The 21,258-nt window shown below is 63.9% G+C and carries 19 protein-coding genes; 5 read left to right on the plus strand and 14 right to left on the minus strand.

The window, feature by feature from the left end:
• Window positions 1–331 precede the first annotated feature (331 nt).
• Entirely contained in the window at window positions 332–2,350 is a 2,019-nt protein-coding gene (locus QZY48_RS07115; RefSeq protein ID WP_295429493.1) for a PKD domain-containing protein, read from the minus strand.
• A 383-nt stretch (window positions 2,351–2,733) separates the two neighbouring features.
• Here QZY48_RS07115 and QZY48_RS07120 point away from each other — a divergent pair, with 383 nt between their 5' ends.
• The 3 genes from QZY48_RS07120 to QZY48_RS07130 all read left to right on the plus strand — a co-directional run bounded on the left by QZY48_RS07120 (window position 2,734) and on the right by QZY48_RS07130 (window position 5,731).
• Window positions 2,734–3,861 (plus strand): aminotransferase class V-fold PLP-dependent enzyme, encoded by a 1,128-nt coding sequence (locus tag QZY48_RS07120; protein ID WP_295429495.1) that lies wholly within the window; start codon window positions 2,734–2,736, stop codon window positions 3,859–3,861.
• A gap of 140 nt (window positions 3,862–4,001) precedes the next feature.
• The gene (locus QZY48_RS07125) at window positions 4,002–5,090 is read left to right on the plus strand and encodes an ATP/GTP-binding protein (protein WP_295429497.1); all 1,089 of its coding nucleotides are present in this window, start codon (window positions 4,002–4,004) and stop codon (window positions 5,088–5,090) included.
• The gene (locus tag QZY48_RS07130; protein ID WP_295429499.1) at window positions 5,087–5,731 is read left to right on the plus strand and encodes a DUF3226 domain-containing protein; all 645 of its coding nucleotides are present in this window, start codon (window positions 5,087–5,089) and stop codon (window positions 5,729–5,731) included. Before QZY48_RS07125 ends, QZY48_RS07130 begins: the two co-directional genes overlap by 4 nt.
• A gap of 96 nt (window positions 5,732–5,827) precedes the next feature.
• On the opposite strand, the gene QZY48_RS07135 is transcribed toward QZY48_RS07130, so the two are convergent.
• From QZY48_RS07135 to QZY48_RS07170, 8 genes are all read right to left on the minus strand, one after another.
• Window positions 5,828–6,055 (minus strand): DUF433 domain-containing protein, encoded by a 228-nt coding sequence (locus QZY48_RS07135; RefSeq protein WP_295429500.1) that lies wholly within the window; start codon window positions 6,053–6,055, stop codon window positions 5,828–5,830.
• A 139-nt stretch (window positions 6,056–6,194) separates the two neighbouring features.
• Window positions 6,195–6,638: a DUF2442 domain-containing protein gene (locus QZY48_RS07140; RefSeq protein ID WP_295429503.1), complete on the minus strand. Its 444-nt coding sequence runs from the start codon at window positions 6,636–6,638 to the stop codon at window positions 6,195–6,197.
• Window positions 6,635–6,862: a DUF4160 domain-containing protein gene (locus QZY48_RS07145; RefSeq protein WP_295429506.1), complete on the minus strand. Its 228-nt coding sequence runs from the start codon at window positions 6,860–6,862 to the stop codon at window positions 6,635–6,637. Before QZY48_RS07145 ends, QZY48_RS07140 begins: the two co-directional genes overlap by 4 nt.
• A gap of 406 nt (window positions 6,863–7,268) precedes the next feature.
• The gene (locus QZY48_RS07150; protein ID WP_295429509.1) at window positions 7,269–9,143 is read right to left on the minus strand and encodes an AIPR family protein; all 1,875 of its coding nucleotides are present in this window, start codon (window positions 9,141–9,143) and stop codon (window positions 7,269–7,271) included.
• A 240-nt stretch (window positions 9,144–9,383) separates the two neighbouring features.
• Entirely contained in the window at window positions 9,384–9,677 is a 294-nt protein-coding gene (locus QZY48_RS07155) for a type II toxin-antitoxin system RelE/ParE family toxin (protein WP_295429512.1), read from the minus strand.
• Window positions 9,674–9,898 carry an addiction module protein gene (locus tag QZY48_RS07160; protein WP_295429514.1) on the minus strand — a complete coding sequence of 75 codons (225 nt, stop codon included), beginning with the start codon at window positions 9,896–9,898 and terminating at the stop codon, window positions 9,674–9,676. Before QZY48_RS07160 ends, QZY48_RS07155 begins: the two co-directional genes overlap by 4 nt.
• 145 nt (window positions 9,899–10,043) lie before the next feature.
• Window positions 10,044–10,940 carry a (2E,6E)-farnesyl diphosphate synthase gene (gene ispA / locus QZY48_RS07165; RefSeq protein ID WP_295429517.1) on the minus strand — a complete coding sequence of 299 codons (897 nt, stop codon included), beginning with the start codon at window positions 10,938–10,940 and terminating at the stop codon, window positions 10,044–10,046.
• Complete coding sequence (locus tag QZY48_RS07170; protein WP_295429520.1) at window positions 10,937–11,209, minus strand: exodeoxyribonuclease VII small subunit; 273 nt, start codon at window positions 11,207–11,209, stop codon at window positions 10,937–10,939. The genes ispA and QZY48_RS07170 overlap by 4 nt, the downstream gene beginning before the upstream one ends.
• A gap of 140 nt (window positions 11,210–11,349) precedes the next feature.
• On the opposite strand from QZY48_RS07170, the gene parE reads away from it, so the two are divergent.
• Window positions 11,350–13,236 carry a DNA topoisomerase IV subunit B gene (parE, locus tag QZY48_RS07175; RefSeq protein WP_295429522.1) on the plus strand — a complete coding sequence of 629 codons (1,887 nt, stop codon included), beginning with the start codon at window positions 11,350–11,352 and terminating at the stop codon, window positions 13,234–13,236.
• A 1,223-nt stretch (window positions 13,237–14,459) separates the two neighbouring features.
• Complete coding sequence (locus tag QZY48_RS07180; protein WP_295429524.1) at window positions 14,460–15,581, plus strand: FIST N-terminal domain-containing protein; 1,122 nt, start codon at window positions 14,460–14,462, stop codon at window positions 15,579–15,581.
• Between the two features lie 338 nt (window positions 15,582–15,919).
• Here the strand turns inward: QZY48_RS07180 and tnpA are convergent, their stop codons facing one another.
• From tnpA to QZY48_RS07205, 5 genes are all read right to left on the minus strand, one after another.
• Window positions 15,920–16,372, minus strand: coding sequence for an IS200/IS605 family transposase (gene tnpA / locus QZY48_RS07185; protein ID WP_295429527.1), 453 nt, complete (start codon window positions 16,370–16,372; stop codon window positions 15,920–15,922).
• A 405-nt stretch (window positions 16,373–16,777) separates the two neighbouring features.
• Window positions 16,778–17,710, minus strand: a complete 933-nt coding sequence (locus QZY48_RS07190) for a J domain-containing protein (RefSeq protein WP_295429530.1) — start codon at window positions 17,708–17,710, stop codon at window positions 16,778–16,780.
• Window positions 17,711–18,074: 364 nt separating this feature from the next.
• Complete coding sequence (gene gatA, locus QZY48_RS07195; protein WP_295429533.1) at window positions 18,075–19,529, minus strand: Asp-tRNA(Asn)/Glu-tRNA(Gln) amidotransferase subunit GatA; 1,455 nt, start codon at window positions 19,527–19,529, stop codon at window positions 18,075–18,077.
• Window positions 19,529–19,816, minus strand: a complete 288-nt coding sequence (gene gatC, locus QZY48_RS07200) for an Asp-tRNA(Asn)/Glu-tRNA(Gln) amidotransferase subunit GatC (RefSeq protein ID WP_100921273.1) — start codon at window positions 19,814–19,816, stop codon at window positions 19,529–19,531. Before gatC ends, gatA begins: the two co-directional genes overlap by 1 nt.
• Window positions 19,817–20,067: 251 nt before the next feature.
• Window positions 20,068–21,063, minus strand: coding sequence for a Uma2 family endonuclease (locus tag QZY48_RS07205; protein ID WP_295429540.1), 996 nt, complete (start codon window positions 21,061–21,063; stop codon window positions 20,068–20,070).
• Window positions 21,064–21,258: the final 195 nt, after the last annotated feature.

The following is a 21,258-nucleotide window of genomic DNA, read 5'->3' on the forward strand; positions in this document are numbered from 1 at the left end:
CACACCGGACCGTTACCAGTCTCGCATGTGCTCCTAGGCTACGACGGGAGAAACCGTCGGTTCCATCAGGTCGCCATATAGAGACTTCCAGTAGAACAATTACTTACGCGACTTCGTGTCGCACAGTTATGATCAAGGCCGTCGCGGGCCTTGATCATAACTCCGCCCGGAGGCCTCGGGGCGCAGAGCGCCCAACACATGCGTGACACCGCTAGAGCGGTGTCACGAGAGCTGGGGTGGGCGGATTTATGATCGAGGCCCCCGTCGCGCGCCGCGCCGAAAGAGCGCGAGGCGTCCCTGCCTCTACATGCGTCCTCACCTCGGGTCGGCGTCACCTGGCGAGCACGTTGATCTGCTTTACGGCGGTCGCGCTCAGGTTGGGGCTGCCATTGTCGGTGACCGTGAGCTTGACGGTGTACTTGCCCTTGACTGCATAGGTGCAACTCGGGTTCTGCAGCGTCGACTTGGTGCCGTTGCCGAAGTCCCAGGCCCAGGCCTGGACGCTGCCGTCGCTGTCCCTGGAGGTATCGGTGAAGCGGCACGCGCGGCCCGCGCAGACGACGGTGAAGCTCGCGCTCGGCGCCACATTGGCCGGCGCCGTGGGTGTCACGCTGCCCGCGGCGGCCGCGGTGGCGCCCGCGTTGTCGGTGACCGTCAGGCGCACGCTATAGGTCCCGGCGGCGGTGTAGCTATGGGTCGGCTGCCGGGCGGTCGCGGTGCTGTTGTCGCCGAAGTCCCAGTTCCAGGCGACCAGGCTGCCGTCGCTGTCGCTGGAGCGATCGGTGAAGGTGCATGCCAGGCCCGCGCAGACGGAATTGAAGGCTGCGACCGGCGGCTGGTTGACGGCGGTCGAGGGCGTCACCTGACCGGAGATGAAGTAGCGGCCCTGACTGGCATAGTCGCTGTAATTGGCGCTGCCGACTGCGCTGACCTCCAGATAATAGAGGCCCGCGGCCACCGTGGTACTCACGGAGGCATAGGTGTCGGTGGTGGGATCGGACTGCGCGACGACGCTGCCTTGCGCGTCGGTCAGTACCGCACGCAGGTCGAGGTTCGCGCCGCGCCGGTCGGTGCGGTAGAAGGCGTCCCAGGCGGGATTGACCTGCAACGTCAGCGCCCCCGCATCGACCTTGACCCAATACACGTCCTTGTCGCCGACCCGGCCGATGACGCCTTTGTTCTCGGGATAGAGATTGTCGGCATCGCCCTGCGGGTTGGTCGCCGCGACCAGTCCGCTCGCGGAGACCAGGAGCGGGCTGGCGGCGGCCGGCGTGTCGCCGTGGTCGTCGGCCAGCAGGCCGAGCTTGGCGCCGATAATGGCGATGTCGTCCTGGGTATTGTTCGCACCCGTGTACTCTCCCTTACTCCATTGGGTCACGTTGTTGTAGTAGCTGTTGCCCATGATCGGGGCCCAGGAGGTATAGCCGCTGCCCTGACCGGCGTAATAGGTCACGGTCGCGGTGCCGTCGTGGGCGAGGCTCAGGTTGTGCCCGAACTCATGTGCGCCGGCCTCGGCGATATAGGTCGTACCGTTGGCGAGGTTATTGTAATAGACCAGCGCGGGCGAATAGTAGGAGGCATAGTTGGACATGCCCCACACACCCACATAGGCGACGCCGCCCGCGGTGCCGGAGGGCATGGCCTTGCCGTTGGCGTCGGTGCTGGAGGTGATCAGGACGCGCCCGACCGTGGGGCCGAAGTTCGCCGGCTCCTCGGTGGTGACATCAATGTCGAAGGGGGCGTAATCCTCCGCGACCCGGTGCCAGATCTCCGCGATGGCGGCGGACTCCCCGGCGCCGACGGTGAGCGGGCTGCCGTCGAGGTCGAACGGACGCGCGACCAGCGGGTCGACCCCAGCACTGGCGTTCCAGGCGGTCTTGGTGAGCGTGTGCCCGGTGAAGTCGAGATAGACGGTGCCCCAGGCCCCGGGGCGGCTGTGCAGCGTGAAGGGACTGTCGATGGCCGCCGACGCACTCGCCGTTTCGGCGCTCGCGGTCGTGGCCTCTTGGGGGGCCTCTTGCGGGGTCTGGGGCACCGCAATGGCATCGACATAGAAGATGGCGCCGTCCTTATCCGCCCGCAGCGTATCGGCATCCGCGCCGGGGAACTCGAATTCGTGCAGCCAGCCGAGCGCATGGGCCCTGGCTTGGGGCGGCAGGGACTCCAGATCGCGGCGCAGCGTGCTCGGCGGCAGGTCGGACACCGCGAAGGGCGCCCCGCGGCCAAACATCCGGGCCTGCTCGGGGGCCGCGCCCGGCGTCCCTCCGGGGGCTCCGAGGACACCGGTCGATGCGGATAAGAACGTGGCGCCGACGCTGGAGGCGATGACGATCAGGCGATGAAGCGACATGGGTGCGTATCCGCGGGTGGGTCGGCGAGGGTGTGACGCAGCGCACCGGCTCACCTAGTTTGGGGATCTCTTCAAGGGGAACCACTGTACCCGACCGCCCTTATTGAACTGTGAGCCCGTTCACAGGCTGGCCCGGGCGGGACCACCCAAGCACCGGCAGGGTGACGCAGTTCAAGCGGCGCCCACCGGCCCGTCCAGGTCACGGCGGTTGCCAGGCGTAGCGCCGCGCTTGCTTCGGGTAACGCTGCGGCCTGTGTCGAACCTTCGACGGGCGCTTGCAGTGCCTCCTTCACCGCCCACAACCGCTACAATCGCAGGCTTCGCGCAGGCACTCGACCTGCCCCCACGTCCGCCCGGCGCCGCCGGGTCCTTGCGAGGTGACCATGCCCGGCTTGCTCCCCGACGTCGATCCCGACGGCCTGCTCGAATACTCGGTAGTGTTCACCGACCGTTCGCTCAACCACATGTCCCAGGCCTTCCAGGGCGTGATGCGTGACCTCTCCGCCATGCTGAAGGCCGTGTATCAGGCCCAGGCCGTGGCGATCGTGCCCGGCGGCGGCACCTTCGGCATGGAGGCCGTGGCGCGCCAGTTCGCCACCGGGAAGAAGGCCCTGGTGATCCGCAACGGCTGGTTCAGCTACCGCTGGACCCAGATCTTCGACATGGGCTCGATCCCGGCCGCATCCGTCGTGCTCAAGGCGCGGCGGGTGGCCGAGGCCCCGCAGTCACCCTTCGCCCCGGCGCCGCTTGGGGAGGTCGTGAGCGCGATTCGCGACTACCGGCCGGATCTGGTCTTCGCGCCGCACGTCGAGACCTCCTCCGGCATCATCCTGCCCGACGATTACCTGAGCGCCGTGGCCGAGGCGGTGCACGCGGTCGGCGGCCTCTTCGTGCTCGACTGCGTCGCCTCGGGCGCCATCTGGGTAGACATGAAGGCGATCGGGGTCGATATCCTGATCAGCGCCCCGCAAAAGGGGTGGACCAGTTCCCCCTGCGCCGCGCTGGTGATGCTGAGCCCCCTGGCCCGCGAGCGCATCGACGCCACCACCAGCACCAGCTTCGCCGGCGACCTCAAGAAGTGGCTCCAGATCATGGCCGCCTACGAGGCCGGCGGCCACGCCTATCACGCCACCCTGCCCACGGACGCACTGGCGCAGCTGCGCGATGTGATGCAGGAGACCGCGGCCTACGGTCTGGAGAAGGTGCGCGCGGAGCAATGGGAACTGGGGCGGCGGGTGCGTGCCCTGCTGGAATCGCGCGGTATCCGCAGCGTGGCGGCGGAGGGCTTCCAGGCGCCGGGCGTGGTGGTGAGCTATACGAACGACGATGGGCTGAGCACGGGCGCCAAGTTTGTCGCCGTCGGCCTGCAAAGCGCCGCCGGTGTGCCGTTACAGTGCGATGAGCCGCCCGATTTCAAGAGCTTCCGCATCGGGCTCTTCGGGCTCGACAAGCTGCACGATTGCGAACGGACGGTGGCGAATCTGGAGCGGGCGCTGGATTTGGTGCTTTGAGCGGCTGCCGCACCGAGTCATCTGTCCGTCGCGCCGCCGGCTGCGCTTTGCGCTCGTGGCACCGCTCCAGCGGTGTCACGCCTGTCTCAGGCGCTCTGCGCCTCGAGGGCCATTGGTTGAAATGAGGATCACGGCCGATCATGTATGACTCCCTGAAGGTTCAAGGCTTTCGCGCCTTCAACTCGTTCGAGCTTCCCGGGCTGACGCGCGTCAACCTCCTGGTCGGCAAGAATAACGCCGGCAAGACATCCCTCCTCGATGCGGTCGAAATGGCCGCGTTGGGCGGACGCGTCGCCTCGTTGTTGCGAAGCCCCAGGCGACGGGTCGAGGTTTCCTTGGAGTCGGCCGATGACCGCGCACGAACTGAATTTGATGTGCGTCACCTGTTCTTTGGGCACCGAATACAGGAAGGCACTTCCTTTGAGGTGAGTGGCTATTCCGGTGCGATGGAACTGCGGGTCCGCTGCGAGGTACGCAGGCAGACAGACCCCGGCGTCCAGCTTGACCTTCTTTCCGAACAGGCCGATTTGGGGTCACCATTGGAGATTGTGATGACGGGGCCGGACAACCCGGAAGGAAATCAGACCCTTCCAGTCTCGGCCGGCGGGTCGTTGTTGGAGTTGCGGCGTAGCGTGATGGTTTCTGCGCCGTCGGGCGGCGCGGCGGCGGTGTGGTTCCTGGGCACCGGCGGCGCTGACCCGCGCGTCCTGCAAGAAATGTGGGATCGCCTTGTGCTTCTCCCGGAAGAAGAAAAAGTGATCGCTGCCATGAAGATCATTGACCCTGCGATCGAGCGGCTCGCGTTCACTGCGACCGGACGCATGACGGAAAGCGTCGGGTTCGTAAAATTGACCGGGGAAGATCAGCGAATCCCATTGGGCAGCCTCGGCGACGGGATCATGCGGCTGCTCGCCCAGGCGATCTACCTGGCGCGCGCGGCGGGTGGGGTCTTGCTGATCGACGAGATCGATACCGGACTCCACTACACGACGCTGGAAGCCATGTGGCGATTCGTCATCGAGTCCGCCCGGCGCCTCGATGTCCAGGTCTTCGCCACCTCTCACAGCGGCGATTGTATCCGCGCCCTGGCGTGGCTCCAGACCGACGCCCCCGAACTGGCGGCGGACATCTCGGTGCATCGCATCGACCGGACTGCAACCGCCGCGGTCCGCTATTCGGCGGCGGACATCGAGATCGCGGCGCGTCACCATATCGAGGTGCGGGGATGATCCCAGCCAAGGTGAAGCAGAATGCGGTCCATCGTCTGATCGTTGAGGGCAAGGACGATCTGTATTCCATCATCGAGCTGACTACGAAACACGGCTGGGATTGGAATAACCCTCAGCCGCATTATCCCTATATCGACGATGCCAAAGGCGACACGCTCGCCTTGGAAGCCCTGCCGGTGACGCTGCGCTCCTGCCGCCGGGTCGGAATCGTGCTGGATGCGGACATCGCGGTCGGGGATCGCTGGCAATCGCTATGTGATCGCCTGACCGGTTCGGGTTTCCCGCTTCCGGACCAGCCCTACCCGGCAGGTACAGTGGCAGCAGCGGCGGATGGTCGACGCCTGGGCGTCTGGCTCATGCCCGACAACCAGAATCCCGTGAAGTTGGAGGATTTCCTCGCCCTCTTGGTGCCTCCTGACGACCCGTGCTGGGGTTGGTCAGAGGAGAGCACCGCACATGCCCATCAACTCGGCGCTGGATTCGCGCAGACCGACTTCATCAAGGCCCGCATCCATACCTGGCTTGCCTGGCAGGAGGAGCCCGCGCTGCCCTTCGGCACGGCGATTCGGGCGGCGACCTTTGCCCATGATGCCGATGCGGCACGTCGGTTCGTGGCTTGGATGGAGCGGTTGTTCGTCTGATTCATCGACGGAGGAATCAGCGGTCAAGGACCGGTGTTTTCTACTCGGCCTGGCGCCATTCGATTCGCCGTCGCGACGAGACTGGCGACGTGCGTTTTATGAAGCAGGATGCGCATCTGCGGTAATCGACTCATAGGCGGCATCAAGAACCGCGATAACCTGGGCGCGCTTGACGGACGGGAATTGGTGCAGGAACTCTTCCAATGTGTCACCGCCCTCCAAATAGTCGAATAGCGAGCGTACCGGCACGCGTGTTCCTATGAACACCGGTGTCCTACTGAGTATCTCCGGATCACGATGCGTGACATTGGCAAGTGAGATCATATGGAATCTCCGGATTGGCCGCAGCGGGTGTATAGCGCTGACGGATTCGATTTGGAGCATCTAAGGAATTAAACGAGTCTGTTCCCGATTCGCTGCCCGATTAGCTGTTCTTCCGGGCGTCCGGCGCCCGTTAGACCACTCAGCCTTGCCTGCGATCCGCCTCCCACCCCTTGCAGGCGAGCGCGATGTAACGCGGAACCGGTCGGGCGCCGGTTCCATAGGCGCTGACCGTGCGGGGTGTGAGGCCTAGCGCGGCGGCGGCCTGGGTGAGCGATAGGCCGTGGCGTGAGCGCCATTGCACGAAGGTGCGGGTGTTCTCATCCGGCGCCTGTTGTGCCTCCACGTCCAGCCAGAGGGTGTCGGCGCCGATCTGGATGTCAAAATCCGGCCAGACGACGGCCCAGCCCTCGCCGGGGATGACCGTTGCTCCGGCGAAGGCAGCGGCCTCCCGCAGTGGGGCAAGCCCTGGAGAGGCATCGAGCAGCGGCGTGAAATCTAGCGTGTAGGTGCTGCCGTCGATGAATGTCAAGCGCAGTCGGTGTTCGGTCAGCGGCTCGGCGCTGGTCAGGCGGGGACGTTTCATGGATGCCATCGGTGCCATTCCTCCAACAGTTCGTCGCGGTGCGCGGCGACCCACGCTAAGACCTCTGTTTGCAGCCCGCGGGGCCATCTGCCGTCCGCCTCCAGGGTGGCGAGATCAATGCGCACGTCGAAATTGCCCCCAACCAGATGAACGTGGGCTGGGGCGTGGTCCCGTTCGCGCAGTTCAAGCCGGTATTTCCCGCGAAAGCGGTGCTTGCTTGTCATGTGAGGATGGTATAAAAATCATTTCCAGGGGGCAAGGTGCTAACGCTACCCTCGCGCTGTACCGCACGACCATCAGGCGCCAGGAGTTCGCGCACTGCGGTGCCGTTCCTGATGCCTGACCAGCCGAGACTGTGAACGGTTGCGACTTCATGCTCAACCAGCAATTTCGCGAAATCAGCCGGAAAGATCTCGTCAAGCAGGAGCGGGAACTGCCGCTCAAGTACGTTCGCGCGGACGTCTTATGCTTCACGTCAGGGCTTTGCAGATGCCCTATCGGCAGACCGGCAACGTCGCTCCCGGACGGGTTACCTTCTGATTTATGAGTTAACCGGGAAACAACGGTTTAGGCCAGCTATGCCCTGCGGTTTTCCATGCACACGGCGAGTTCAAGGCGTTGCCTTGCGCTTTAGTAAGTGGGTATGGCGTCACACAGCGGCGCCGAGATCGCGGTCTTCATTAAGGCTACGGGCGCACTCTTGCGGAAAATCTTCTTGGTCATCGCAATTTGTGTTCTGAGTCGAGGCGAGAAATCTTCCCCCTTCCCGAGTTTTTCCGACTTTAGGAACGCATTTAGATCCTGCATCTTTTGGAATTCCGGCTCCACAAATAGGCAATCCTCGTTGCCATTTGTCAAGTAGTCATCAATTAGCTGTACAGCAGCATCGCCAAAATGCTTGAGAAGCCCAGCCTCATTTAGACGAATAACGGCGCCACCAATCGAAGACAAAGAATACTCAAGCTGATTGTTTAGCAAGAAATCCTTCACGAGATCAACGGCGACCATTATGAATAAATATCTTGTTTGTCCTCTAGTTTGTACTTTTGCTCCGCGCCCGAAGCTATACTCATTTGCTAATTTTTGCATTAGGTAGGCTGAATATAAGCCTTCGACGCCGAAATTCCCGCTGTTTGTGATCTTATTAAATATTGATCCGCCAGGAGCAAAAGGGGGGTTCTTGGCATATGCGATTCCTGGTTCTGAAAGCCAACCAGCGGCATATGCTTTTAATAGGTCGAAAGCATACGCGGCTTCAGCGTAGTGTGGCTCCGCTAGTGGGTTTTGCCGCTGATACGCCTTGCGAGCCTCCCATGCGCCGCGCTGGATCTCAAGAAACACGCCGTATTTGGAATTAAACTGGGGTGCCCATGTGCGGAAGTCTTTCTCAAGTGCAATAAAGTCCTTCTCGCCCACTGCGTTCTGGGAGTTGGTATATCGCGTTGTCTCAGTTAGAAGTTCCTCTCCTTCTGATCCGACCACGACAATCTTCGTAATGACTACGGCTGTGTTCAGTCGAGCCTCCCAGTCTTTCTGCTTATCAGACGGCGCCGTCCCTCCCGAATTTAGTTTCCTTTGTAGGACAGACCAAATGGACTTGGTTGTTTGGCATCCATTGACAATGAATGGGTTTGTCAACACCAGTTCGTCAGTGCTGACTTTCGTAACCTCTTCAGCGACAATTGTAATTCCGTTGTTGTACAGTCCAAAACGCTCGGGGTGATGTTCAATTGTTGCCTCAATGCCCTTATTGACTTTACGTTTGTTGCCCAGGAACTTTCGTACGTTCTTTTCGTAGAGAAGGTCAAGATCGCCTGAGGCGGACTTGTACTGTTGCATGAATTGAAAGACGTCTGTGAGTCGTGTCGCTCCTACGAGCAATATATTACCGGAACTTGCGACTATAGTTTTTAGCTTCACCTGAAGCTTATTCGTGCCGAAAGCGTCCTCTTCCGCTACCTTGTTATATATCGTCTCGACTGAAACAGAATCTACGTCGAAGCAATCACCAAACTTGGCGCGGCCGAGTGTTTTTATGTTTGCGAGGTACTCCTCCTCTTCTGGGGTTAGCCGCCTTGTCGTGGCGAGGACGTATTCAAGGCGATCCTTCGGTCCGCGATTGGACAGAAAGTTACGAAGCCTGGTGACGAGTTCGACTGAGAGGGAGGATAGCTTCTCACGCTTTCCTTCAAGGGTTGCGAATAGCTTCTGGGCTTCAGAACTAATTGTGTCCGAGCCTGTGAACGCAGTTCCGTACTTGCTCTGGATCAAAATCCATGTGTCTCCCTCGATTCCTTCTGTTTGGTCTTCTGCGACAAATACCGCTGCGTCGATGCCGCCATCCCCTGCGCCGTCGCAAAGGATGACTTCAGCAGTGGATGCATCAATCTCGTGCCAGTCGCGAAGGATCTTCTCGGCAAATCTATGACCGAGATGAGTCGTCGATGGGTCGCTTGCGACGACTTCTTCGAGCCACTGAAGCTCAAACTGCTCAAGGGAAATCATTGCTGGGCTCCGTGTGGGGCAGGGTAGGGGTTCTCTGAGAGGCAAATTTGTTGCAAATAAGTCGAATTTTGCGTGCACCGCAACAAAATCATGACCCGTTGGTCTGAGGAGAAGCCTCGCTAGACGATAAATCACTGGGTCAGAGAATATTAGGGGCAGACTACGTTTAACTGCTCGGAGACGCGCTGGACAGCGGCCATAAACGATTAAATCGAGTTTGTCCCCTGTCATCCTCCGACCTTAGAACCGCCCGTTCCAGTACCCGGGCTTTCTGCTTTGGTGAGCGACCGCGACGATGCGTAGACGAGTTCCGGTTGCGTAATAAATCAGGCTGTAAGGGAATCGCCGTAAAGGAAATTTCCGTGCGCGGCCGCGCCATGGTGCTCCGAGCTGCGGAAATTCACGCAGGAGTGACACCGCGTAGTCGAATTCGTCGAGAAATGCCTCTGCGACGGTGCGGCCCCCATGCTGCGCGTAGTAGACGGCTCCGGCAAGCAGCTCTGCATCGGCCTCGCGATGGACCGAAACGATCATCGAATGGCTGCGCGGGCGCGGGCCAGGGCGTCTTCAACGGGCACATCAAGCACGCTGCCGGACTCGAATTCGGTGATTCGCCGATCGACCTCGATCGCCCAGGCATCTTCGACCGATGGATCGAGGGCCAGACTGCTGAGCAGGCGGTCCGCCAGGTGCGCCCGGTCTTCTCTTGACAGTTGCAGTGCCTGACGCTCCATGTCGCGGATTGTCTGGGACATGATGTGCTCCTGATCTCCGGTTAGCGTTGGATGATATGCGCAGACAGTTCGTAGGGCGGAACGCGCAGCGGGTTCCGCCATCTTCGGCCTCGGCGTCGTGGCGGATACCCCAGCCAGTTGGCGGAACCTCCTGCGGAGTTCCACCCTACACCGCCGTCCGCACAATCAACGACTCCACCACCCACCGCAACGGATCGGCCCGTGCGGGAAAGACGGACACGGCGGTCAACGCATCGGTCAGCAGGTTATGCGCCATCTCCTTGGCCTCGGCCAGCCCGACCACGGAGGGGTAGGTGGACTTGGCGAGGTCCTGGTCGCGCCCGCGGGTCTTGCCGGTGACGGTGGTCTCGGCGGTCACGTCGAGTACGTCGTCCTGGATCTGGAAGGCCAGTCCCACACACTTGGCATAGCGGTCCAGGCGGGCGGCGTGGTCGGTGTCGACCGGGCCGTTGGCGAGCAGCGCCAGGCGGATGGCGGCGCGGATCAGGGCGCCGGTCTTGTGGATGTGGATGTGCTCCAGCATCACGCGGTCCAGGTGCTTGCCCTCGGCCGCCAGATCCAGGGCCTGACCGCCGGCCATGCCGCGCGAGCCGCTGGCCTGGGCCAGGGCGGCGACCATGGCGATGCGGGCGGTGGCGTTGAGATCCGTGGCCTCGGCCAGGGTCTCGAAGGCGAGCGTCTGCAGGGCGTCGCCGGCGAGGATGGCGGTCGCCTCGTCGAAGGCCTTGTGACAGGTCGGTCGGCCGCGGCGCAGTGCATCGTCGTCCATGGCCGGCAGGTCGTCATGGATCAGGGAGTAGGCGTGGATCAACTCCACGGCGGCGGCCGGGCGGTCCAGCAGCGCCGGGGAGACCCCCAGGGCCTCGCCGGCGGCATAGCACAGCAGCGGGCGGATACGCTTGCCGCCGGTCAGTACGCTGTAGCGCATGGCCTCGTGGAGCCGTGCGGGCTCGATCTGGGGGGCCGGCAGCAGGCGTTCGAGGGTGGCCTGGACGCGCGCGACACAGCGCGCGCGAAAGGCGTCCAGTGCTTGTTCAGTCATGGATGGTCCAGGGGGGCGGTGACGGGGGCCTTAGGGGTGGTGAAGGGCTCGGGCACGGCGTCCGGGCGGCCTTCGGTGAGGATGCGGACCCGTTGCTCGGCGCCCTCCAGGGCGGCCCGGCAGGCGCGCGTGAGGGTCACGCCGCGCTCGAAGGCGGTCAGGGACGCCTCCAACGTCAGGTCGCCCTTCTCCAGGGCGGCGACGAGCGCCTCCAGTTCGCCTAGGGATTGCTCGAACGGGGGCGGGGAGGGTTCTGCGACTTTCTTCATGGGGTTTGCATCAGGGTTTCAAACTACGGTAGCGTACCGCGGTTTGACGGTCAAACCGACGGCTTTCGCGTCTGCGAACCAGGCGCGCCCCGTCGCACGTCGGCCGCCGCCCATTCGCACCAAGGATCAGCCACAGGCCCATGACAGGCAACTACGACGCCTCAGCGATCGAGGTCCTAAGCGGCCTCGACCCGGTGCGCAAGCGCCCGGGGATGTACACCGACACCACCCGCCCTAACCACCTGGCGCAAGAGGTCATCGACAACAGCGTCGACGAGGCCCTGGCCGGCCATGCCCGCAGCATCGAGGTCGTGCTCTTCGCCGACGGCTCGCTGGAGGTGGCCGACGACGGGCGCGGGATGCCGGTCGATATGCACCCGGAGGAGGGGATGCCCGGGGTGGAGGTGATCCTGACCAAGCTCCACGCCGGCGGCAAGTTCGGCGGCGGCAGCTACCGCTTCTCCGGCGGCCTGCACGGCGTGGGCGTGTCCGTGGTCAACGCACTCTCCGAGCGCCTGGAGGTCTGGGTGCGCCGCGGCGGACAGGAATACCAGATGACCTTCGCTCACGGGGACAAGGCGAGCGCGTTGCGGCCGGTCGGCACCGTCGCGCGCGGGCGCACCGGGACCCGGCTGCGCTTCTGGCCCGACCCCAAGTATTTCGACACCCCCAAATTCGCCCCGAAGCCGCTCATTCACCTGTTGCAGGCCAAGGCCGTCCTATGCCCGGGCCTGACCGTGCGCTTCCGCGACGAGGCGGCGGCGGACGAGCGCGAGTGGTGCTACGAGGACGGGCTCAAGGACTATCTGGTCCAGACCCTGGGCGGCTGCGAGACGGTGCCGGCCGTGCCCTTCGTCGGCGACATGGAGGGCACCAACGAGGCGGCCAGTTGGGCCCTGGCCTGGACCCCGGAGGCGGGTGAGCCGGTGACCGAGAGCTATGTGAACCTGATCCCGACGGTCCAGGGCGGCACCCACGTCAACGGTCTGCGCAGCGGGCTGACCGAGGCGGTGCGCGAGTTCTGCGAGTTCCGCAACCTGCTGCCGCGCGGCGTCAAGCTGGCCCCGGAGGACGTCTGGAACCGGCTCGCCTATATCCTCTCGGTCAAGCTCATCGACCCCCAGTTCTCCGGCCAGACCAAGGAGCGGCTGTCGTCGCGCGAGTGTGCCGCCTTCGTCTCCGGGGTGGTCAAGGACGCTCTCAGCCTGTGGCTCAACCAGCACACGGCGGAGGGTGAGCGGATCGCGGAGTTGGCCATCACCGCCGCCCAGGCGCGGCTGCGGGCCGGGCGCACCGTCACCCGCAAGAAGATCACCGCGGGTCCGGCCCTGCCGGGGAAGCTCGCCGACTGCACCTCCACGGACCCGGACCGCAGCGAGCTCTTTCTGGTGGAGGGCGACTCCGCCGGCGGCTCCGCCAAGCAGGCGCGCGACCGGGAGTTTCAGGCCATCCTGCCGCTGCGCGGCAAGATCCTCAACACCTGGGAGGTGGACGCGGCGGAGGTGCTGGGCTCCCAGGAGGTCCACGACATCGCGGTGGCCATCGGGGTGGACCCGGGCAGCGATGACCTCACCCGGCTGCGCTTCGGCAAGGTGTGCATCCTGGCCGACGCGGACTCGGACGGGGCGCACATCGCCACGCTGCTGTGTGCCCTGTTCCTGAAGCACTTCCGACGCCTGGTCAGCGAGGGGCATGTGCACGTCGCCATGCCGCCGCTCTATCGGATCGATGTCGGCAAGCAGGTCTACTATGCCCTGGACGACGGCGAGAAAAAGGGCATCCTCGACCGGATCGAGGCCGAACGGATCAAGGGCAAGGTCAATGTCCAGCGCTTCAAGGGCCTGGGCGAGATGAACCCGGCCCAATTGCGCGAGACGACGATCCATCCGGACACCCGCCGGTTGGTCCAGCTCACGATCGAGGCGACGGACGACAGCACCAGCCTGCTCGACATGCTGCTCGCCAAGAAGCGCGCCGCGGACCGGCGTGCCTGGCTTCAGGAGAAAGGGGACCTGGCGGAGGTGTAAAGGAGCGGGGGCGTCCCGCCCCCGCGTTACCACCGATTGCGTCATTCCCGTTCCGCCCTACACGGGCTGAACTCGGCGCGCGATAGTAGTTCCAGGGGCACTCTGGAGCATTTTTCTTACCCGCAAATCATGTTCGTCCGGGTCCAGTTCCACCTTCTTCAATTTTGCCCGAAACTGAACTTCCCCGTTCCCGTCAACCGGAGCGATATACACATCAATTTCTTTCCCTTCGTCTAAGGCCCGCGCAGGAGTTGCCCACCGAGCGGATGATCGAAAAACGCCCCATTTCCGGCGGCGGCAATGTGTTGACGGTAGTTTCTCGTAAATATTCCGAAGTCTGCCATGGGAATCTCCTTGATATGACGTTAATATTTTCTGGACCGGCTTGGACCTGGATACCCAGGGCGGGCTTCCAACTGCCGGGGTCGATGGGATTTGAGGCGCCGATGATCCAGAGGTCCTAGCCAATCGCGGTCGTGTAATTCTTGAGCATGATGAGCCATCGGCAGCGACTCCCCAGCGCTCGGCAAGAACCTGTTGACGGCAGGAAGCCCAAATGGCGGAAGGGCCTCGCTCATTATTCCGGCCGCCGCCCAAGCGTTTCGTACCGGAGGTCGAGGCTTTACCGTGAAAGTGCGTAGTCAGGCCATCCTGGCCTGACGGTGTCGGGGCTGGAACAGTCAGGGCTGGAAGCCCTGACTACGCCGCCCTGCACGCTGGCCATCGAGCTAGCGGTCGAGAGGACTTTCATGTTCCGGGGTGGCGCGGGTGCCATGACCGTTAGCCGGACCAGGGCCACTGAGTCTCCGATGTCGACCGGCTGAAGCCTCGACCTCCTGTCTTCTTGCGGTCGGAACGACGCTCAAGGTCGGCGGGAGCGCTATCGCGTTCCACGCTACACGGACTACCATAATCTATACAGGTTTTCGGCGTCAATGGCTTTGTCTTTGAGTCCCCGGGCACCCTGTTTCGCGTACCACTCCGATCGTTAGGCGCTGATCAAGCGTCTTCAGGCCGCTGACCCGCTGAAAGTCCGCGCCCTGGCCTACACCTTGGGCTGGATGCGCGGTGCAAGGGATCGTCCCGGGATCGCGCTGGGGCTTGCCCGCCGTCCGCGCCGGTGTTAGCGTCAGGCCAGCGTCGTAGAGTCCCAGCGGCCGGGCCGACCTTCGGACTCCTGACCAGGGCCGCTGACCGTTCGCACAGCTTGAGGTTCCTGCCCCATGCACCCATTCCGATTCGCCCATGCCGCCGGGGACGACTGGCGGGAGATCGCGGACACCTGTCTGGACCAACTCGCACGGGTTCCCGCCGCCGCCAATCTGGGTTTTCTCTACGTGACCGACGCGCTGGCGGAGGATCTCGACGAGCTGCTCGCCCAACTGAAGGACGCGACCGGGGTGCGCGCCTGGGTCGGCGCCGTCGGGATCGGCATCTGCGCCACCGGCACCGAGTATTACGAGGAGCCCGCCGCGGCCCTGATGTTGGGCGAGTTTCCGCCCGACGGCTTCCGGGTCTTCCCGGGGCTGGTCGATGAGGACCTGGACGCCTTCGACGCGCGCCATGGCGAGTGGATCGCGGAGCGCCACCCCAACCTCGGCCTGGTCCACGGGGACCCGACGAGCGGTGTCAGCGAAGACCTGATCAAGGCGCTCGCGCAGCGCACCGCCGCCGGCTTCCTGGTCGGCGGGCTCGCCAGCTCCCGCGGCACGACCTACACCATCGCCAACGGGCTGCACCAGGGGGGGCTCTCCGGCGTGCTCTTCGCCGAGGGGGTCGGGCTCGTCACCCGCCTGAGCCAGGGCTGTTCACCCATCGGCCCCCACCGCACCATCACCAAGGCGCAGCGCAACATCGTCATGACCCTGGACGGCCGGCCGGCCCTGGACGTGCTCAAGGAGGACATCGGCGAGGCCCTGTCCCGGGACCTGATGCGCATCGGCGGCTACATCTTCGTGGGGCTGCCGATCACCGGCTCCGACACCGGTGACTATCTGGTCCGCAACCTGGTGGGCCTGGACCCCACCGAGGGCCTGGTGGCCGTCGGCGACCTGATGGAGCAGGGCCGCAGCCTCATCTTCTGTCGCCGCGACACCGGCACCGCCCGCGAGGACCTGGACCGGATGCTCAAGGCCCTGGCAGGCCGTCTCACCGGGCCGCCGCGCGGGGGTGTCTACTGCACCTGCCTGGGGCGCGGCGTCAACCTCTTCGGCCCGGACTCCGCCGAGCTGAGACAGATCCGCGACACCCTGGGCGATTTTCCCCTGGTGGGCTTCTATGCCAATGGCGAGATCTCCCGGGATCGGCTTTATGGCTATACGGGCGTGCTGACGCTGTTCACCTGATGAGCAGGTCGATGTCGCGCCCTCGCCATCAATGGGGTGATGAGCGCCGAACCTCAGCCGGATCACGCGGCTCGCCAATGTCACGCCCTGTCAGGGCTAAGATCCTTAACGACAGACCACCCAGGGCGTTGCCCTGGGCTGGTATGTCGCGCCCCTTCGGGGCTTTGGGGCTTCGGGTCTCGGCGACGGCCGATACACCCTCCCGCGCGAAACCAAGGTGCAAGGTGGCTGGGCGGGAGGATTGACCCCAACGGGGTCACACATACCAGCTTAAGGCGCAACGCCCTGGGTGGTGCGAAGGAGTAATCTTAGCCCTGAAAGGGCGTGACCTCTTCCTCTCAGTCCCAAAGGTACCTCTGGTCATACTCCACGCCGTACAGGTTCAGAATCTCGACCAGTTCTTCATCAAAGGTTCGCGTACGATGGTGCTCGGGCTGGTTGTCGATATAGCGCAACAGGGCTGGAAGCTGGGAGTGTCCAAGCGAAAACGCCGCGTAACCCGCTTGCCAGGAAAACACCTCCGGGATGCCATCCTGCTGTTTCATCCAATGAGACGACGATTTCTTGATCTCTTCGAGCAGTGCGCTGACGGCAATAGTTCGCGGCAGGCTGCATCCGATATGGACATGGTTATCCGTTCCCCCGACGCGATACGCCTCACTGCCCAGAGCGCGACAGGCCCCGGCGAGGTAGGCGTGGAGCCGCGGTTGCACTGACTCTGCAATCCAGGGTTCCCGGTGTTTGGTGCTGAACACCAGGTGCAGCAGGATCTTGGCGAGTGACTGGGGCATCTTGGTTCAGTCCGTCGGCTGTCCAATGTCACGCCCTTTCAGGGCTGAGTGCCTATATTGGCTTGACCCAGGGCGTTGCCCTGGGCTGGTATGTGGCACCCCGTTGGGGTGCAATCGGCTCGTGCTCGATTGCCGCGTCCCTCGAGCTTGGAGTTCGGCTTGCGGCTCGGTCTAAGCGGCTGATCTCTTGCTGCATTTTGTGTTCCGCATCGGTCCGGTCGCTACCGGTTGCGTGAGCCGTCCCACGCCTGCCGGGAAAAAGAGCCCCGAAGGGGCGAGACATACCAGCCCAGGGCAACGCCCTGGGAACGCGATATGCGATGTTCAGCCCTGAAAGGGCGTGACATTTGTTGATCATTGTTTATCAATTATTAAGGGGGGTCGCTTGGTGCAGCTTCGGTGCCTTCACGTATGATTGGCGCCGATAATGATGGCTATGACTATGAGAAATAACGCCGCCCCTACCAACGCCACGGTCGCCATGGATAAGCACCCGTCGTTGGCTATCGGTATCGAATTTGAAGTGAGGGGCTCTCCATTCTCGTCGATTTCTACGTAAAAGGCGCCTTCATACATGAAGCCCGGGATATCTCCCTTCCGGATGCAATCAATAACTCCTTCTAGTGGATAGTCATGCTCACGGGCATAGCGTTCAGCATTGATACCCTGTCTCGTTCCAGTGCTGTCGTAATGCCAAGAATCCTTGAGCCCTGTAATCCCGTATTTCTCAAGAATGACCCGAATCATTTTCCTCGGATCGGCGGCGCTTCCGATGACTCTGATTGCGCGATTAAAGTCTCTCGCCGCATCTCTGTGGCCATCCGAGATCAGCGCCTTTGCAAAGTTGACGATGATCGGATTCGATCCAAAATACAGCGACAAGAACTCATTTTCGAGTACTTCAGCAATCGTTTGCGCCTCGGCAAACTCCTTCTTATTCAGTATTCTGGCTCGAAAAGCGTCCGCAAGTTTCCATGAGATCTTTGCCAGTCTTGCCCGCAGACCCTCAAGTTCCGGGTAGAACTGCAACGCGATTGTCCAATCTGTATCAAGCGGGCTGGCGGCGCTTGGTTCGGGGTCGTCGTCCGCAAAGGCCGTGTCGGCGTTTTGGGTCTTTTTCTCCCGGAGTCTGTCGTATTCGGCGCGCTTGGCTGGGTCGCTGAGGATACTGTACGCCTCGTTGATGTCTGCCATGCGCATACCGGCCGTGCCGGGATCAAGCCCCGACTTGTCCGGATGATAGCGTTGCGCCAGGGCCTTGTAGGCGGCACGGACAACGACCGCGTCGGCCGATGGTGTCAGTCCCAGCGTTGCATAATAATCTTTGTTGGCATCCATTTGTCTATTCGCTGATCAGCGGCCGGGTTCAGGTCGGGCGGCTTATGTCACGCCCTTTCAGGGCTGGTCGTCTAAATTGCCTTGACCCAGGGCGTTGCCCTGGGCTGGTATATCGCGCCCCTTCGGGGCTTCGGTCCGCGGGCGGTGCGAGCCTGACGCGGGGCCAACGGTCGCTGGCTGGCAGCCAGCGGGATAGGGCCGCCTCAATCATCGTTCCGGCCGGCGGCCACCAGGAAAGCAAAGCCCCGCAGGGGCATGACATACCAGCCCAGGGCAACGCCCTGGGTTACTTGCATCAGGATGCCCAGCCCTGAAGGGGCGTGACATAGGACGGTCCCTGGCAGTTGGACGCTTTCCACTCCACTTACTCAAACGCCTGCGGCACCCCCAAATGCCACTCCGTCTCCCGCTGCAACCGGTGCGCGACATTGAGCAGCCGCCCCTCATCGAAATAGTTGCCGATGATCTGCAGCCCCACCGGCATGCCGTCCACCGGGGCGACCGGGATGGAGATGCCGGGCAGGCCGGCCAAGTTGGCGGCGATGGTGTAGATGTCGTTCAGGTACATGGCGACCGGATCGTCCATCTTGGCGCCGATGGGGAAGGCCGTGGTCGGGCTGGTTGGTCCCATGATGACGTCGACCTGCCCGAAGGCGCGGCGGAAGTCGTCGGCGATCAGGTGACGGCCCTTCTGGGCCTTGAGATAATAGGCGTCGTAATAGCCGGCGGACAGCACATAGGTGCCGATCATGATGCGGCGCTGGACCTCGGCGCCGAAGCCCTCGGCGCGGCTGCGTTTGTACAGGTCCTCCAAATCCTTGGGGTCTTCACAGCGGTGACCATAGCGCACGCCGTCGAAGCGGGCGAGGTTGGAGGAGCATTCAGCGGGGGCGACGACATAATAGACCGGCACCGAGAGTGCGCTGTTGGGCAGGCTGATCTCGACGACCGTCGCACCCAGGCGTTCGTATTCGCGCAGCGCCGCCTGGATGCCGGCACCGATGCGCTCATCGAGCCCAGCGCCGAAATACTCTTTGGGCAGGCCGATCCGCAGCCCGGTCAGATCAGCGTCCAGCCCGGCCACATAGTCCGGCACCGGGGTGTCCATGGAGGTGGAGTCCCGGGGGTCGAAGCCGGCCATGGCCTGGAGCAGCAGCGCGGCGTCGCTGGCCGTGCGCGCCATGGGGCCGGCCTGGTCCAGGCTGGAGGCGAAGGCGATCATGCCCCAGCGCGAGCAGCGCCCATAGGTCGGTTTGATGCCGGTGATGCCGCACAGGGCCGCGGGCTGGCGGATGGACCCCCCGGTATCGGTCCCGGTGGCGGCGGCGCACAGGCGGGCGGCGACCGCCGCCGCGGAGCCGCCGGAGGAGCCGCCGGGGACCCGGGTCTGGTCCCAGGGGTTTTTCACCGGGCCGTACCAGCTCGTCTCGTTGGACGAGCCCATGGCGAACTCGTCCATGTTGGTCTTGCCGAGCACCACGGCCCCGGCGGCGGCCAGGCGCTCGACCACGGTGGCGTCGTAGGGGGCGATGAAGGTGTCGAGCATCCGCGAGCCGCAACTGGTGCGCAGTCCCGCGGTGCAGAAGATGTCCTTGTGGGCGATCGGGATGCCAGTGAGTGGCCCGCCGGTGCCGGCGGCGAGCGCCTGGTCGGCCTGCGCGGCGGCCGCGAGTGCCGACTCGGCGGCGACGGTGATGAAGGCGTTGAGGCTTGGGTTGTGGCGTGCGATCCGCTCCAGGTAGTGGCGCGTCAGCTCCCGGCTTGAGAAGGTGCGGGCGGCGAGGCCCGCCGCCAGCTCGGTCATGGTCTTGTCGTGCATCACTCGATCACCTTGGGGACCAGGTAGAGCCCGGCCTCGGTCTGGGGTGCGATGGCCTGGAAGCGCTCGCGCTGATCGGGCTCGGTGGGCCGATCCGGGCGCAGCCGCTGGGTCATGTGCAGGGGGTGGGCCATGGGTTCGACGCCGGTGGTGTCGACCGCGTCCATCCGGGCCACCAGGTCCAGGATGTTGGTCAGGTCCAGGGCGTAGCGGTCGCAGGCCGCGGGGCTGACCGCGAGCCGGGCCAGGTGCGCGATCTTCTCGACGTCGGATCGATCCAGTGCCATTGCGTGAGGGTCCTGAGGCGTAGGTGGGACGGCCAGCCGACGGGCGGCGGGCGCGTGTGTGAGGGCGCAAAAGTACCATAGGGGCAGGGCAGAGGCACGCGGGCCGCGCGGCTGCGCATCCCCCGTGGGAGCGGCTTCAGCCGCGACGAGGACCGCGGCGGCTTGTGAGGTCGGGTCGCGGCTCAAGCCGCTCCCACCGGGGCCTGGGCTGACTTTCACAGAGTATTCGCTGTCGTGCCGCCCGGCGCCGGTCACTGCGCAGCGTCGCGGCCTGCCAGTTGTGCCTGAAGCCGGGCAAGTGCCTGCTCCGCCTCCTGCGCGCGCCGCTCGGCCTGCCGCCGCGCCTGTGCCTCGGCGGCGGCGCGGTGCGACTCGTTGTCGGCCCGGTTTGATTCGGCGGCGGCGTGCTGTTGCGCCTGCTGCCGGGCCTGTGCCTGCGCGGCGGCATCCTGTTCGGCCTCGCGTCGGGCCTGTGCCTCGGCGGCGGCATGCTCTTCGGCCTCTCGCAAGGCCTGCGCCTGCGCCGCGGCACGCTCCTCGAGCGCGCGCCAGGCAGGCAGCACGAAGGCGGCGTAGACCGGATCATCGCGCAGCGTGCCGTGTGCGGGCCGGCGGCAGAGGTCGGCCACGCGAAACTGTAAGCCGGGCAAGACCCGTGAGCGGATCACGCCGTCCTCCGACGCGATGGGGACATAGACGCCCGCCGCGGTGCGGGTGAAGAACGCCTGATGCTCAGGCGCGCGGTGCATGATGTAATATTCCGGGACGCCACCGGCGGCATACTCGGCCTTCTTGACCACGGTGTCGCGCAGGAGGTCGCGGCGCTCCTGATCCGAGAGGGCCTCGACACAGAGGTCGAAAACGCCGCGATAGGACGCATCGAGCGGCAACAACGGCTGCGGGTTGTCGTTGCAGACGACGCCGAAATCGGGCTTGCGGATGACGGTGCCGGTCGGCAGCGGCAGCCGGAAGCCCATCTCCAGCGCGACCATCCTGGCGATGGGCCGGGCGGTCAGAAAGTGCTCCAGCAGCAGCATGAACCACTGGTAGACGAGGAAGGTCTCATAGTTGGACACCGGCTTTTCCTCCAGACGCCCGTTGTTCCATTCATAGTGGACGTCGGAGTCGCGGTAGTAGTCGCGCCAGTATTCCTCCTCCGAGACGTAGCGGCCGGCGGCAGAGGGGGGTGCGGCACCGGCCGGTTCAGGCCGCGTGCGACGCGGTTCGGCAAGGGCGGTCTGCGACATGGGCGTCTCCCGGGGCAGTTGCGGTTAGCGTCATAGCCTAGCACGGGTCCCGCCGACCGAAGGCGCGGAGTCCAAGGTGGGGTGCGATCAGAACTGATGTATTAACGCATATCTCGTAGGGTAGGCATCGCGTACCCTACAGCTACCGGACGTTTCCACGAACCGGGCGTCGTTGTCGTTGTCGTTGTCGTTGTC

The organism is uncultured Thiodictyon sp., assembly GCF_903828115.1.
Classification (GTDB): Bacteria; Pseudomonadota; Gammaproteobacteria; order Chromatiales; family Chromatiaceae; genus Thiodictyon.